Annotated in this window: 11 protein-coding genes and 1 pseudogene; 9 read left to right on the top strand and 3 right to left on the bottom strand. The window is 58.4% G+C overall.

Features of this window, described 5'->3' with window-relative positions:
- Positions 1–57 precede the first annotated feature (57 nt).
- Entirely contained in the window at positions 58–708 is a 651-nt protein-coding gene (locus tag PHU01S_RS04375; protein ID WP_083436655.1) for a bifunctional transcriptional activator/DNA repair enzyme AdaA, read from the top strand.
- Positions 692–1,234 carry a methylated-DNA--[protein]-cysteine S-methyltransferase gene (locus PHU01S_RS04370; protein ID WP_127506352.1) on the top strand — a complete coding sequence of 181 codons (543 nt, stop codon included), beginning with the start codon at positions 692–694 and terminating at the stop codon, positions 1,232–1,234. Before PHU01S_RS04375 ends, PHU01S_RS04370 begins: the two co-directional genes overlap by 17 nt.
- A 140-nt stretch (positions 1,235–1,374) precedes the next feature.
- On the opposite strand, the gene PHU01S_RS04365 is transcribed toward PHU01S_RS04370, so the two are convergent.
- The 3 genes from PHU01S_RS04365 to PHU01S_RS04355 are packed head-to-tail and all read right to left on the bottom strand — an operon-like array spanning position 1,375 to position 4,901.
- Positions 1,375–2,976 (bottom strand): type 2 periplasmic-binding domain-containing protein, encoded by a 1,602-nt coding sequence (locus PHU01S_RS04365; protein ID WP_021879658.1) that lies wholly within the window; start codon positions 2,974–2,976, stop codon positions 1,375–1,377.
- 58 nt (positions 2,977–3,034) lie between these two features.
- A complete protein-coding gene (locus tag PHU01S_RS04360; RefSeq protein WP_232312738.1) occupies positions 3,035–3,961 on the bottom strand; it encodes a carbohydrate ABC transporter permease in 927 nt (308 codons plus the stop codon).
- A gap of 13 nt (positions 3,962–3,974) precedes the next feature.
- On the bottom strand, positions 3,975–4,901 hold the full coding sequence (locus PHU01S_RS04355; RefSeq protein ID WP_048743883.1) for an ABC transporter permease: 927 nt from the start codon (positions 4,899–4,901) through the stop codon (positions 3,975–3,977).
- 302 nt (positions 4,902–5,203) lie between these two features.
- On the opposite strand from PHU01S_RS04355, the gene PHU01S_RS04350 reads away from it, so the two are divergent.
- The 7 genes and pseudogenes from PHU01S_RS04350 to PHU01S_RS04320 form a co-directional block, all read left to right on the top strand.
- Positions 5,204–6,910, top strand: a complete 1,707-nt coding sequence (locus PHU01S_RS04350) for a sensor histidine kinase (protein WP_048743788.1) — start codon at positions 5,204–5,206, stop codon at positions 6,908–6,910.
- Between the two features lie 24 nt (positions 6,911–6,934).
- Positions 6,935–8,539, top strand: coding sequence for a helix-turn-helix domain-containing protein (locus PHU01S_RS04345; protein WP_048743787.1), 1,605 nt, complete (start codon positions 6,935–6,937; stop codon positions 8,537–8,539).
- 503 nt (positions 8,540–9,042) lie between these two features.
- Positions 9,043–9,501 carry a hypothetical protein gene (locus PHU01S_RS26575; RefSeq protein ID WP_246029145.1) on the top strand — a complete coding sequence of 153 codons (459 nt, stop codon included), beginning with the start codon at positions 9,043–9,045 and terminating at the stop codon, positions 9,499–9,501.
- A 10-nt stretch (positions 9,502–9,511) separates the two neighbouring features.
- Positions 9,512–11,200, top strand: a complete 1,689-nt coding sequence (locus PHU01S_RS04335; protein WP_048743785.1) for a vWA domain-containing protein — start codon at positions 9,512–9,514, stop codon at positions 11,198–11,200.
- A 17-nt stretch (positions 11,201–11,217) separates the two neighbouring features.
- The gene (locus PHU01S_RS04330; protein WP_127506350.1) at positions 11,218–12,357 is read left to right on the top strand and encodes a toxic anion resistance protein; all 1,140 of its coding nucleotides are present in this window, start codon (positions 11,218–11,220) and stop codon (positions 12,355–12,357) included.
- Positions 12,358–12,777: 420 nt separating this feature from the next.
- The gene (locus tag PHU01S_RS04325) at positions 12,778–13,509 is read left to right on the top strand and encodes a metallophosphoesterase (protein ID WP_246029144.1); all 732 of its coding nucleotides are present in this window, start codon (positions 12,778–12,780) and stop codon (positions 13,507–13,509) included.
- Between the two features lie 249 nt (positions 13,510–13,758).
- A pseudogene (locus PHU01S_RS04320) lies at positions 13,759–13,940 on the top strand (toxic anion resistance protein); the annotation flags it as partial.
- Positions 13,941–14,125 lie beyond the last annotated feature (185 nt).

Genomic DNA, 14,125 nt, shown 5'->3' with positions numbered 1-14,125 from the left:
CCGGGATGCCGCACAAACGCGCTTGAAGGCGTTATACTGATGAAGGAGGTGATCCTGATGCGGATAACGGATTCAATCGGCTTCGGGCTGCGGGAAGACGGGGGCGGCAGCTCCCTCGGAGAGCCGCAGCTGCTGGGCGACAGTGAATGGGAAGCCGTGGCAGCATGCGACGGCTCGAGAGACGGGGAATTTTTCTACGCGGTCAGGACGACCGGAATATTCTGCAGGCCTTCCTGCCGGTCCAGGCTGCCGAACCGGGAGAACGCCGGCTTGTTCCGAACGTTCGGCGAAGCGCTCGCCGCCGGCTACCGCCCTTGCAAGCGATGCAGGCCGACGGGAGAGCTCGTGCCTGACGAGGACTGGATCACCCTGGCCCAAAGATTCATCCGCGCTCATTATGCCGAGCGCCTGACCTTGGAAGCTCTCGCGGCCGCATGCCACGGCTCGCCGTTCCACCTCCACCGGACGTTCCATAAAATCGTGGGCGTCACGCCCGTTGAATACATCCAGCAGGTTCGGGCCGAAGCCGCCAAGGAGCTGCTGCTGTCCACGGATCTGCCCGTCGCTGCCGTAGGCAAGCGCTGCGGCTGGCCCAACACGCCTTATTTCACGACTTTGTTCAAAAAAATGACGGGCATGACTCCGGCTGCTTACCGCCGGAATGCCGCCGACAGGAAAGGGGAACGGATTCATGAGCGCACAAAATGAGGTTATCGTCTATTGGTCCAAGCTCCGTCACGGAGATTGGGAGCTTCATCTGGCCGCAACCGAAGAAGGGTTGGCATTCGTCGGCTCGCGGGATGGAGGGGAAGCCGAAATGACGGCGTGGACAAGCGCCCGCATGCCGGGATCGAGGCTCGTTCGAAGCGAGGAGAAGCTTCATCCCTACGCGGACGAGCTGCTTCAATACTTGGAGGGCAGGCGCGATGCGTTCACGCTGCCGTTCGCGATGAGCGGAACGCCGTTCCAGCTCGCGGTATGGGAGGCGCTCAAGAGCATTCCTTATGGAGATACCGAGTCGTACTCCGGAATCGCGGACCGGATCGGCAGGCCTTCCGCAGTCCGGGCCGTCGGCGCCGCGATCGGCGCCAACCCCGTGCTGATCGCCGTGCCCTGCCACAGGGTCATCGGCAAGGGCGGCGCGCTTACCGGCTACCGGGGCGGGATGGAAATGAAGACGACGCTGTTGGAACTGGAGCGAGCGCGAAGGGCCTGTAATCAAGGGAAGGCATAGCAAAAGCAGCGCCTCGGGACATGGAAACGGTCCCGGGGCGTTTTCACTTGCTTGGCCAGCAGCATATGCCCAGCCCGATCCAGCGCGGCGGAGCTCGCCCGAGGAATAGCGAAAGCGGGCCGCGATGCGGCCCGCCCGATCTATTTCACGCTCATATACCGTTCATACGCGGCTGTGCGGATCTTGAGCAGCTGATCCAGCTTCATGTCGTTCAGCTTCTTGATGTAGGCATCCCATTCGGCATCGATGTTGCCCTTGGTCACCCACTGGGCGCGCATCGTCGCCGCATAACCGTCGATGTCGGTCGTCAAGGTCGGCAGCTCCTGGAATTCCTCCGCGCTGTACATAACGTTCGGGAACGGCGTCGTCACGTATTCGCTGCCGAGCTTGTCGATCTCCAGCTTCAGGCCGTCGCCGGTCTTCGGATTGAGCACGATGTTCTTCTCGAAGGAAGGGCTCACGTACTTCGGTCCGAAGTCGCGGACCGACTGCTCCCAGTACCAGGCGTCGGCGCTAGTGCCGCTGGGAGGGTCCATCAGGGTGTACGTGCCGTTGTCGTTCTTCTGGATGACGGTGCCGATCGCTCCCCAGAAGTTCTGGATGCCGGCTTCGTTCGTGTAGAACTGGTCCGCCCAGCGCGCGGCGATCTCCGGCTGCTTGCAGGAGGCCGTAATGAGCAGCTCGTTGCGGTACAGGCTCATGCCGACCGGAATGCCGGACTGATACCGCTTGCCGTCCGGTCCTGCGAGCGGCGGAATCGTGACGTACTGGTCCTTCCATTTGCCGAACACGGCGTCCGGAGTCCACTGGTAGGAGAAGCCGACGATCGGCGCGTCCGCGTTCTGCTGCTTGGCCGAGGTCATGGTGGCGTCCTGCGTGAACATCTCCTTGTCGATGAGGCCCGCTTCATACAGCTTGTTGGCCCACTTCAGCCCTTCCTTGTATTCCTCTGTCACCGGATAATAGACCGGCTTGCCGTCCTTGACGAGCATGTTGTTGCCGTTCGGATCGGTGATGCCGAACGGATTGAGGAAGTCCATGCTCAGCCCTTTCTCGGTATACGGAATCTCGTCGTTCTTGCCGTTTCCGTTCGGATCCTGCTCCTTGAACGCCTTGAACACGTTGTAGAGATCGTCGATCGTATCCGGCACCTTGAGGCCGAGCTTATCCAGCCACGTCTTGTTGATGACCGGCTGGAACTTCGTTTTCGGACGGGACGGCAGCCTTGCCGGCATGGAGTAGATTTTGCCGTCCGGGAACGTGCTCAGCTTTTTCAGCTCCGGCGTTTCCTGCAGCGCGGCCTTCAGGTTCGGCATGTAGGAATCGATGTATTCGTCCAATGGGCGGAAGTAGCTCAGATTGTTGACGATGTCGGAGTCCGAGAACGCGAGATCGCCGAAAATGATGTCCGGCAGCGTGCCGCTGGCGAGCATGATCGACTTCTGCTCGTTCCAGTCGTTGGAGGACATGACCTGCCATTCGATCCTCACATTCGTATTTTTCTCCAGATCGATCATCCACTGGTTCTTGGTGAACGTGTCGCCCATGTTGCCCCAGCGGACGGTCAGCGCCTTGAGCGTTACCGGCGTCTTGACGATCGGCAGGCCTTCCTTGTTGAACTCGCCGGTCTTCACAGCTGCGGCCTTGTCTCCTCCGCCGCCGCTGCAGGCGGTCAGCCCGACCAGCAGAGCTCCGGAGAGCAGCGCGGCCATCACGGTTTTAGATGCGGAACGGTAACCCATCTTTCATTCCCCCCGATTAATTGTTGTCGCGAGATCACATGACGGTCAAGCCGATTGCTCATTCCTTCACGGCGCCGATCATCACCCCCTGATTGAAATACTTCTGCACGAACGGGTACAGCAGCATGATCGGAACGGTAGAGACGATGATGACCGAATACCTCATCAGGCTGGCCAGCCTGAGCGCGATCTGCGCCGCCTCCCCGCTCCCCATGCCGGACTGCATCTGATTGGTGATCAGGATGTTGCGCAGGATGAGCTGCAGCGGGTACAGTTCGGGATTTTTCAGATAGATCAGCGCGTTGAAGTAGGAGTTCCAATAGCCGACGGCGATCCACAATCCGAGCACGGCGACAATCGCCTTGGAGAGCGGAAGCACGACCTGCGCGAAGTACCTCAGATTGCCGCAGCCGTCGATCTGCGCCGCTTCCCACAGATCGCCCGGAATGCTCGTCTGGAAAAACGTCCGGGCTACGATGATGTTGTAGGCCGACACGGAGAAGGGAAGCACCATGACGAGAAAGGTATCGTACATATGGAAGTCGCGGACCGTCAGGAAAATCGGAATGAGGCCGCCGCTGAAAAACATCGTGAAGATGAAGTAAAGGGACAGAAGCTTGCGCCCGGGCAAATCCCTGCGGGACAGCGCATACGCCGCAGACAGGTTGACTGCGAGGCCGATCGCCGTGCCCGCTGCCGTATACAGGATCGTGTTGCGGTAGCCGATCCAGATGTTGGCATGCTTCAGCAGCTCCTTGTATCCGTCCAGCGTGAAGCCGCTCGGCCAGAGCCACACTTTGCCGCCGGCAACCGAGGACGGATTGCTGAAGGAGGCGATGACGATAAAATAAAGCGGATACAAAAGCACGATCAGCATCAGGACGGCGAGTCCGTACAGAACCGCCTCCAGGACGGCATCGGAAGAGCGGGTGTTGACGCCTCCGGCCGTTTTGCCCGCAACAGCGGCATTCCGTGTCTCCATCATGAATTCCTCCGGCTTACCACAAGCTGTTGCTGCTTGTTTTTTTGGCGATTTGATTGACGATGACGAGCAGGGCGAAGTTGATGACCGTATTGAACAGGTTGATCGCGGAGGAGAAGCTGTACTGGCTGCTGAGCAGGCCGATCTTGTACACATAGGTGGAGAGGATCTCGCTCGAGGTGATGTTGAGATCGTTCTGCATCAGGTATACCTTTTCAAAGCCTACCCCGAGCAGCCCGCCGACCCGCAATACCAGCAGCGTCACGGCCGTCGGAAGCAGCATCGGAATATCGATGAAGCGGACCTTCTGCCAGCGGCTCGCTCCGTCGACAGTCGCAGCCTCATAGAGGCTAGGATCGACCGCCGACAGCGCCGCGATATAGATGATGCTGTCCCAGCCGGCATGCTGCCACACGTCCGACCAGACATAAACGCTGGTGAACAGGCCCGAGGAGCCCATCAGATCGGGAGGCTCCACTCCGAACAGCGCGTACAGATTGCCCAGCAGGCCTGTGCTTGGCGAGAACAGAATGAGCATCAGCCCCACCATGACGACCGTCGAGATGAAATGCGGCATGTACGTCACCGTCTGGAAGAAGCGTCTGAACCGGTTGGCCCGCATCTGGTTCACCATGAGCGCCAGCGCGATCGGTATCGGGAACGTGGCCATGCTGTACAGGCTGATGACCAGCGTGTTCCGGATCGTATTGTCGAATTGATACGATTGGAAAAATTTCTCGAAATACTTGAATCCCGCCCATGGACTGTCCATGATTCCAAGCGCAGGACTGTAATCCTTGAACGCGATCACGACGCCGTACATCGGCTTGTACGCGAAAAGCAGCGTCAGGATAAATGCGGGCAGCAGCAGCACATACAGTCCCGCTCCCCTTCTGATCTGCCTGACCGTCCGTCCCGTCGTTCCGGCTTGACCGGATGCCATCTTCATTCCCCCCCATGCAGCGGCACTGTCGCTGTCCCTCTTGAACTCCTCCAGTATAGCCCCGCCCAGGGCGCGGACGGCGGACCTGAAGGACCGTTATCCGGACTTCCGAGGCGCGCCGGGAGGAATCCGCCCTCGGTCATCCCTCCCTCCATGCGGTTATCCGGACTTGTTTTTGCGCTATCCGGACTTTGGCATTCCGAGCCGCCGACATCCGATCCATTTTCTGGACGAAAACCTTTATACTAGAAATAAAGCGCATTCAAGATTGGAAGCGCGGAAAGGACTGGAGCCTCCCGCCTATGAATCCATCCAACCGGAAAAAGCCCTACCCGATTATCCATTATGTCAGGCTGCTGGTTTTCCTCTCGTTCCTGGCCCTTGCGCTCGACCTTGTCATCAGCGTCATCTCCATGTCCCTGGTCAAGCAGCAATCCACGAGCAATGTCCAGGATACGGCCGATCTCTATGTCAACCGGATCGACCATGACTTCGCCTATATCAACCATTACATGGGCTGGACGCTGGCCAACGACGAGACGATCACGGACATGAACGATTATCCGGACAACAGCACCGAATTCCTGAAGGCTCAGGAGAAGCTCTTTAAGCGGTTCACCGAGCTGACGAAAAACTACGAGCAGGAATACAACTTCTTCTATTACTTGAAGAGCCGGGACTTGTTCCAGAACTGCGCGCCGATGGGGATATCCTACGGGCATTTTCTCGAGCTGAAGCAGCAGATCCGATCGCTGACGGAAGACAAGGGGGTCTATGAAAACTATTATTCCAAATGGACGCCGCTTACGGTTCGGGGAATTTCCTACATCGTCAACATCGTCCCCTACCATGACCGCTACCTGATCGGACTCGTCTCGGCGGACAATATGATCCGGCCGCTCCGGCAGATGGATCTCGGGGCAAGCGGGTACGCATCGCTGGTCGACGAGGAAGGCCGCAGCCTGTCCGCTCCCCAGAGCGGCAGCCCGCCCGGCGCCCGCAAGCCGTTCTGGCTGAATCTGCTCCGGGCGCCGACCGTCGTGGACAGCAGCTTCAGCAACGCCACCTTCACCGCCGAGCTGGTCATCCACTACGGGGCGTTCGAGAAGATCATGATTGTGCAGCTGCTGATCATGCTGCTCTTCTTTCTCGTCACCTGCACGCTCAGCGCGTTCCTGTTCCTCTTCCGCAAGCAGGTGCTCGGGCCCGTCAAGAGCTTCTCCTACAATCTGGCCCGCATCTACGAGGACGGCGACTCCGGATCAGGCGCCGGAAGCCGCATCATCGAGCTGGAGCAGGCGAACGCGCAGTTCCGGGATCTCGTCAGGCAGCTCAAGAAATACAAGATCGAAATGTACGAGCAGGAGCTGGAAAAAAAGAAGATTCAGCTGGATTACATGAAGCTTCAGATCAACCCGCATTTCTTTCTGAACTGCCTGACGAGCATTTACAGCATGGCGCAAATGGAAATGCACGAGGAGATCGAGAGCATGTCGATGGCCACGACGCGCTACTTCCGCTATATCTTCCAGAGCGGAGACAACCTGGTCCTCCTCGAGGACGAGATCGAGCATGCCCGAATCTATCTCGATATTCAGCGATCCCGCTACCGGAGCGCATTGTCCTATACGATCTGCCAGCCGGACCGTGCTTCGGGCGTAAAGATTCCCCCTCTCGTCATCCAGACGTTCATCGAGAATGCCGTCAAATATGCTGTCTCGCGAGAGCGGGAGCTCAGCATCTCCATCACGGTGTCGATGCAGAGAAAGGAGGAGGAGGAGATGGCCGTCATCGCTATCGCGGACACCGGCCCCGGATTCCCGCCTCCCATCCTGGAGCGGCTGCACAGCGGAGAGAGCCTCGATCAGACAGGAGGCAACCGGATCGGCATCATGAACACGCTGCAGCGGCTGAAGCTGATGTACCGCGAGCGGGCGACGGTCGACTTCGCCAATGGAATCGACGGCGGAGCCCGCATCACGATGACGCTCCCGGCCGGCAGCGACTAATCCCATCCCGAAAGGAAGCCTGCCATGAACGTCCTTCTTGTGGACGACGATTACTTCGTCGTCAAGGCGCTTGAGAGCAAAATCGATTGGCGCGCGATGAACGTCGAGCATGTCCATACCGCCTACAATGTCGCGCAGGCAAGGGAGATTCTGCTGGAATATACCGTGCAGATCCTCATTTGCGATATCGAGATGCCCCAAGGCAGCGGGCTCGAGCTGCTGGCCTGGATCCGACAGGAGAATTGCCCGGTCCAGGCGATCTTTCTGACCAACTACGCCGACTTCAACTATGCGCAGAAAGCGATCGAGCTGCAAAGCTTCGATTATTTCCTCAAGCCGATCGAGGTCGACAAGCTGACTCTGATTATCCGGAAGGCGATCGCCAAAGCCCGCGAGCAGAAGCATAACGAGCTGGCGATCCATGAAGGGGAGCTGTGGCAAAAGAGCCGCAAGAGCGTGCTGGAGGATTTCTGGACCCGGCTCGTCGCCGGCAAGGCCTTCCCCTCCAGTCCTTCTGCGGCTGCAGGCGCCATCACGGAAGAGAATCTACCCTACCGGCTGAGCGATCTGTTCCTGCCCGTGCTTGTGACCTTGTTTCCGCATGAGGCCAGCCTCGGCCGCGAAGACAAGCCGCTGTTCGACTACGCGCTGCTCAATGTCATGTACGAGCTGTTTCAGCACCCCTCCTTATCCGTCGAAGCCATCTCCGAGTTCAAGGAAGGCAACTGGATGCTCATCTTGAAATGGACGCTTGCTCCCGACAGAGATATCCCGATGCGGCTCTGCGACGCGCTGATATCCGAGGTCCGCAAATTCCTGAAATGCGACTGCAGCTGCCATATCGCGACGTCCCGGCCGCTCGGGGAGATCCGCAAAGCCGTCAAGGAGCTGCTGCATGTCAATGAGGAATGGATCAAGCACCGCAATGAGACGATCTTCGTCGAAAGCGGCTCCAGTCAGGAGGCGGCTTATATGCCGCCCAATCTGGACTTGCTCGAGCGGCTGCTTGGCGAGGGGGCATACGGCTCTTTTCTCGATGAAACCGAGGCGTATCTGAAGCGCCTGATGCGGGAGAACGCTCTATGCGCTTCCGTGCTACGGCCGTTCCGGCACGATATGGTCCAGATCGTCTACGCCCATCTGAAGAGCAGGGAAATTCAAGCCCATCAGCTGTATGCGGGCTCGGAAGGGGACCGGCTGCATGCCCAGTCCCTCCATTCCGTCGAAGACATGCAGGGCTACCTTCGGTATCTGGTCCGTACGGCGGCGCATTCCCGTCCTTTCGCCGAGCATCCCAAGTCCATCGCGGACGAGGTCGCCCGTCATATCCATGCCCATCTCGCGCATGATCTTACCCGCACCAGCCTGGCGGAGACGGTCTTTCTCAATCCCGACTACATGGCCCGGCTGTTCAAGAAGGAGACAGGCATGCCTCTCGGCACTTATATCATCCAGGCGCGGCTCTCGGAGGCCAAGCGGCTGCTGCAGGACACCTCCCTGCCGGTCCGCGCCGTCGCCAATCAGGTCGGATACGCCAACGACTCTCATTTTTCCAAGCTGTTCAAGCAGGAGACCGGCTGCAGTCCGGCCGACTACCGCAAGAAGTTCCAAAAGCCGGCCAGACCGTGACGCGGTCCGGGCCGGCTTTTTTTGCGCTGAAGGGAAAGCCGGCCCGGGGAGCTGCAGCGCGGCCCGGAACATATAACGGACAGATTGGGAATATTTTAAAACTCTGAGGATTATTTCGCTTCTTGCAAGAGAGAGGCAGCGCAACCTATGGTATACTTTTCCTAGTAAAACATTGGAAGATAGATTGAGAGCCCCGTTCGGCGCAGGGCAAGGGGGGAAAGAAGAAATGAACGGTTCCAAGCTGTTCAGACTCGCTGGATTGATCGTCGTCGTGGCTGCCGCCGATATCGCGGTGCTGTCGCCCGGACTGCTGAACGTCGAGATCGGCGGCAGCGCGCTGGAGACCGCCTCCGGCGTCAGCCTGCTGCTGGCAAGCGCGCTGGCGCTGTTCTACGGAAGCTATGCGATCGTATTCCGGGAGCCTGCCGCTCTGCCCGTCAAGCAGATCAAATCCTATGACGATTACGCGGAAGCGCTGTCTCCATACAGGCGCGTCAAGGCGCTTGAGAACGATATCGACGGCGCTGGAGCAGATCGCCCGGCTGAAGAAAAAAAAGCTCGCGCTGGAAAATGTGCTGGAGCAGCGCTTCGACCGCGGCGAGCTGAGCTTCAAGAAGTTCGCCTCCGTAACCGAAGAGGCGGAGAAGCTGTTCTATCTCAACGTGCGCAGCCTGCTGAACCGGCTGCATGTGTTCGACGAGGCGGAGTTCTCCAGCATGTCGGGCCGCAAGAGAAGCTCCTTCTCCAGCGAGCTCATCCAGGAGAAGGCGGCCATGTACAACGACCACCTTGCCTTCGTCAAAAGCTCCCTGTCCGCCAACGAGGAGCTGCTGATGAAGCTCGACCGGCTGCTCCTCGAAATCTCCCGCCTCGACGGCATCGATCCCGATGACATCGATGCGATGCCGGGCATGCAGGAGCTGGATTCCCTCATCAAGCAGACCAAATTCTACAAACAGTAAGAGGTGCAGAATGCCGAAGAAAAGCAGGTTTTTCCTTCTATCCGCCGTCATTGTCGTGCTTGTGTTCGCGGGCGTCTACGCGGGCATATCCCTGACCTCCAACCTGGGCAAGAGCAAAGCCCAGGTATCGGCCGAGGATGCGGGCAAACGTCTGAACAAGCTGTACGGCGATCTGTCGGTCGCGACGGAAACCCCGGTCAAAGGACAGATCGACCTGAACCCTGCGGACATTGCCGAATCGCTGCCGGACATCTCCAAGTTTCCGGTCACGGTCAATAATTCCACGGATCAATTCGTCGAAATCTTCTCGTCGACCGAAAAATCGGGAACCGGCGTGGACGGCTGGCTGACAGAAACCGCAGCCGAGTTCAACAAGGCCGGCATCGTCGTGGACGGCAAGCCGGCATCGGTCAAGATCCGCAACATCGCTTCCGGCACGGCAGCCGATTACATTAAGTCCGGCAAATATATCCCCGATGCGTTCACCCCGTCCAACGAGCTGTGGGGCGAGATGGTCAAAGCGGCCGGAGTCAAGACGGAGCTGATCTCGAAGCGGCTCACCGGCAACGTTCCCGGCATCGTCATCGCCAAAGCCAAGTATGATGCCCTCGTGGATACATACGGCTCGGTCAACGTCAAAACGGTGACGGAAGCGATCGCGAACAACGAATTTTCCATGGGCTACACGGATCCGTTCGCAAGCTCCACCGGACTCAACTTTCTCGTCACGGCGCTGAGCACGTTCGACAGCGCCAATATTCTCAGCGACAAAGCGGTCCAAGGCTTCGAGAAGTTCCAGGCCAACATTCCGTTCACCGCGTCGACGACGATCCAGATGCGCGATGCGGCCAAGTCGGGCATGCTGGACGGATTCGTATTGGAATACCAGACATACGTCAATGCGGCCGACTTGAAGAGCGGATACGTGTTCACGCCATTCGGAGCGCGGCATGACAGCCCGCTGTACGCCCTGGGCGAGCTCCCCCGGGAGAAGCTCGACATCATCAAGAAATTCGCCGAATTCACCGCCCAGGACAACTACCAGAAGGCCGCGGCGGACAAAGGCTTCAACGGCCTGCAGGACTACAAGTCGGAGCTCCCTTCGGTCGACGGCAGCCTGCTCGGCTCCGCCCAGAAGGTATGGAAAGAGAAGAAGAACGGCAGCAAGCCGATCGCGGCCGTGTTCGTCGCCGACGTATCGGGCAGCATGGACGGCGCGCCGCTGAACCAGCTCAAGGAATCGCTGCTCAAGGGCCAGAAATACCTCGGCAAGGACAACAGCATCGGCCTCGTCTCCTACTCCAGCTCGGTCACGGTCAACCTTCCGATCAAGAAGTACGACACGAACCAGCAGTCCATGTTCGTCGGCGCGGTGGAAGGCTTGCAGGCCGGAGGCGGCACCGCCACCTTCGACGGCATCATCGTCGCGCTCAAGATGCTGCAGGACGAGATGGCGGCCAACCCCGGCGTCAAACCGCTCATCTTCGTGCTCAGCGACGGCGAGACGAATGAGGGCCATACGCTCAAGGACATCAAGGAGCTCGTCGAAATCTACAAGGTCCCGATCTATACGATCGGCTACAATGCCAACATCAAGGCGCTGCAAAGCATATCGAGCATCAACGAGGCCGCCAGCATCAATGCGGATACGGATGATGTCGTCTACAAGATCGGCAATCTGTTCAATGTCCAGATGTAACTCGGAGGAGGATGACCATGACATTTTCGCTTGAGGTAGCCAGCCCGGAAGAGATCAAGGCGGCGGTAGAAGAAGAAGTCAAGCCCGTGCCGGAGGAGATCCGCAAGCTCAAGGAGCTGGCGGACGCCAACGTCGCCGCCATCATGGAGCTGGACACGGAATCGCTGGACAAACGCAGGGAGATACTCCAGACGATCGACGGCTTCGGCATGAAAACGATGAAGGCTTCCTCGGACAAAAACTCGCTGCTCCAGGTATCGGTCGGCAATCTCTCCAGGACGGGAGACGAAGGCGGCCAAGTCGCCAAGGGACTGTCCGAGCTGCATACGCAGCTCAAGGATCTCGACCCGAGCGCTGTCGACTTTGCCAAGAGCGGCTTCCTCGGCAAGCTGTTCAATCCGCTGCGGGCGTACTTCCTGAAATTCCAGAAGGCCGACGCCGTCATCTCCGATATCGTCGTCTCTCTCGACAAGGGCCGGTCGACGCTGAAGAACGACAACACGACGCTGGAGATCGAGCAGCAGGCCCTTCGGGAGCTGACCAAGAAGCTCCAGAAGGAAATCCAGCTCGGCGGGCTCATGGACGAATCGATCGAAGCCCAGATCGAGGCCGCCAAAATCCGCGGCGAGGATCCCGAGAAGGTTCGCTTCATTACCGAAGAGGTGCTGTTCCCGATGCGCCAGCGCGTGATGGACCTGCAGCAGATGCTCGTCGTCAACCAGCAGGGCATCATGGCAATCGAGGTCGTCATCCGCAACAACAAGGAATTGATCCGGGGCGTCGACAGAGCCAAGAACGTCACGATCTCGGCGCTCAAAATCTCCGTCATCGTCGCTTCGGCGCTCTACAACCAGAAGATCGTGCTCAAGAAGATCGAGCTGCTCAACCAGACGACCAACGACATCATCTCCTCTACCTCCCGGATGCTCAATACGCAGGGAGCCGCGATCCACAAGCAGTCTCTGGAGGCCAGCATCTCCGTGGATACGCTGAAGCAGGCGTTCACCGAGATGCTGTCGGCTCTCGATTCCATCAGCGCCTACAAGCAGGAGGCTCTGCCCAAGATGCGCGACACCATCCTGCAGTTCCGCGAGCTCGCCGACAACGGCGAGAAGCAGATCGTCCGGCTGGAGAAGGGGCATAAGCTGGGGCTTTGACCTCCAGCGGAACGATGCCGCTGCGGTCTCCCTTCGAACAACGAGCACACCCAAAAGCAGGCACCTGTACATATATAGGTGCCTGCTTTTGTTCGTTTCGTCATGGGGTCTGCCTGACGAGACAGATCCGGCACGAATTGGGCCGCCTCCGTCTTCCAATGCCGGCGGGGCGAGAATATATATAGTCCATTCCGGTCTATGAAAGGATGATTCAAGCTGAAGCTGCGGCTTAATCGCTTCTACAAGAAATCCGGTGTCGCTTCTCCCGCCGCCAAAACCGCCAAACGCGTCAAAAACGCCAAACCGTCCAAGCGAATCCAAAGCGTTAAACCCGTCCAGCGCGTTGCGAAACGCAAAATAACCGCCTGCCCACTCAAAAAAAGGCGCCTGAATGCCGTCCAAACCGTCAACTTCCTCGTCATGGGCGACAGCCATGTCGGTTTTGGGAACAGCCTGAGCATTTATAAGCGTCTGCTTCAGCAAGCGGTGAAGTCCGGCCGCAAGAGCTTCTGCATTTTTGGCGGCGACAACAAGCACGGATCGACCGGAACGCAAGCCACGACGGACTACAAGGCGTTCAAGAACGTCGCGACGGGCATTCTTGGCCCCAAGCACATTCCGTTCAAAGCGTCGATCGGCAACTGGGAGGACAACACGCGCGCCCAGTTCAAACAATACCTTGGCGACGTGATGGGCAAGATGGATTTTCCCGGCACGCAGGGCAAGGTCAAGTACGTCTGGCTCGACAACGCTCCGGGAAAATTCAGCTTCGCGAGCATCGATCTGCTGACCAAGCTCGATCCGAATTTCTACTACATCATCGATTGTCACTGGCCGCTGAAAGTAAACGGCATCACCGTCGATCCTTCGCATGTGCTGGACGCGCAGGAGACAGCCCATTTTTTCCACGCTATCCCGGCCAACGTCAGAGACAAAGTGCTGGCGATCTTCACCCATCACTCGCATACGTTCTACCAGAACTTATCGCATATCTACCCCGGCTTCAACGAAACTCAATTCTACGTCTGCGGGTGTTCCGGCGATTACGAGTGCAAATGCGATACGACCGGCTGCGGCAGAGGATATTACGAGGGCGTGCTGACGCTGAACAACGGCAAAGCTTCCTTGAAAATAACGCCGGTCGAGTCGTAAGCCTTAGCGGCGTCGAACGGAAAGCCGGAACGAAACGTATGCCTGATGCGAAAACGCTCCTCATCAGCCTGACCGAACGTTGCCTTCCGCGTGTTCCGATTGCGCAGGCGACGGCGGTCTCCGCCGCAATAGCGGACTAGCCTGCCAGTCGGACGATATTCGGCGGATCATGCCCCAAAAACGGCTTTATTCCGGTCCGATCGATTGGATGGGCTCGCCTCATCTATCCGGCGTATTGATGGAGGCCGCATCTCCGTGGATACGCTGAAGCAGGCGTTCACCGAGATGCTGTCGGCTCTCGATTCCATCAGCGCCTACAAGCAGGAGGCTCTGCCCAAGATGCGCGACACCATCCTGCAGTTCCGCGACTCGCCGACAACGGCGGGAAGCAGATCGTCCGGCTGGAGAAGGGACATAAGCTGGGGCTCTGACCATGCGAAATGGAAAGAAGGTTCCTTTGCGGCAGCCTCACTAAGCCAACAGAAAGGCCAGCCGGAAATTACCGGCTGGCCTTTCGTTTTTAAAATTGAAAGCCTGCTATTCCTTGCACCTATTTCCGTCAAAGACGGCTTCAGCCAACCATGTTTACTCTCGTCGTTCGGTTGTCTTCGCTGTC

The sequence above is a fragment of the Paenibacillus humicus NBRC 102415 genome (assembly GCF_004000905.1).
Lineage (GTDB): Bacteria > Bacillota > Bacilli > Paenibacillales > Paenibacillaceae > Paenibacillus_O > Paenibacillus_O humicus.
This window is presented reverse-complemented; position numbering and strand designations above follow the sequence as displayed.

Excerpts from the sequence above, each read along its gene's own strand:
- PHU01S_RS04360 (WP_232312738.1), bottom strand. The coding sequence starts at position 3,961 with ATGATGGAGACACGGAATGCCGCTGTTGCGGGCAAAACGGCCGGAGGC.
- PHU01S_RS04350 (WP_048743788.1), top strand. The coding sequence starts at position 5,204 with ATGAATCCATCCAACCGGAAAAAGCCCTACCCGATTATCCATTATGTC.
- PHU01S_RS04325 (WP_246029144.1), top strand. The coding sequence starts at position 12,778 with ATGGGCGACAGCCATGTCGGTTTTGGGAACAGCCTGAGCATTTATAAG.
- PHU01S_RS04345 (WP_048743787.1), top strand. The coding sequence starts at position 6,935 with ATGAACGTCCTTCTTGTGGACGACGATTACTTCGTCGTCAAGGCGCTT.
- PHU01S_RS04365 (WP_021879658.1), bottom strand. The coding sequence starts at position 2,976 with ATGGGTTACCGTTCCGCATCTAAAACCGTGATGGCCGCGCTGCTCTCC.
- PHU01S_RS04330 (WP_127506350.1), top strand. The coding sequence starts at position 11,218 with ATGACATTTTCGCTTGAGGTAGCCAGCCCGGAAGAGATCAAGGCGGCG.
- PHU01S_RS04375 (WP_083436655.1), top strand. The coding sequence starts at position 58 with ATGCGGATAACGGATTCAATCGGCTTCGGGCTGCGGGAAGACGGGGGC.
- PHU01S_RS04370 (WP_127506352.1), top strand. The coding sequence starts at position 692 with ATGAGCGCACAAAATGAGGTTATCGTCTATTGGTCCAAGCTCCGTCAC.
- PHU01S_RS04335 (WP_048743785.1), top strand. The coding sequence starts at position 9,512 with ATGCCGAAGAAAAGCAGGTTTTTCCTTCTATCCGCCGTCATTGTCGTG.
- PHU01S_RS04355 (WP_048743883.1), bottom strand. The coding sequence starts at position 4,901 with ATGGCATCCGGTCAAGCCGGAACGACGGGACGGACGGTCAGGCAGATC.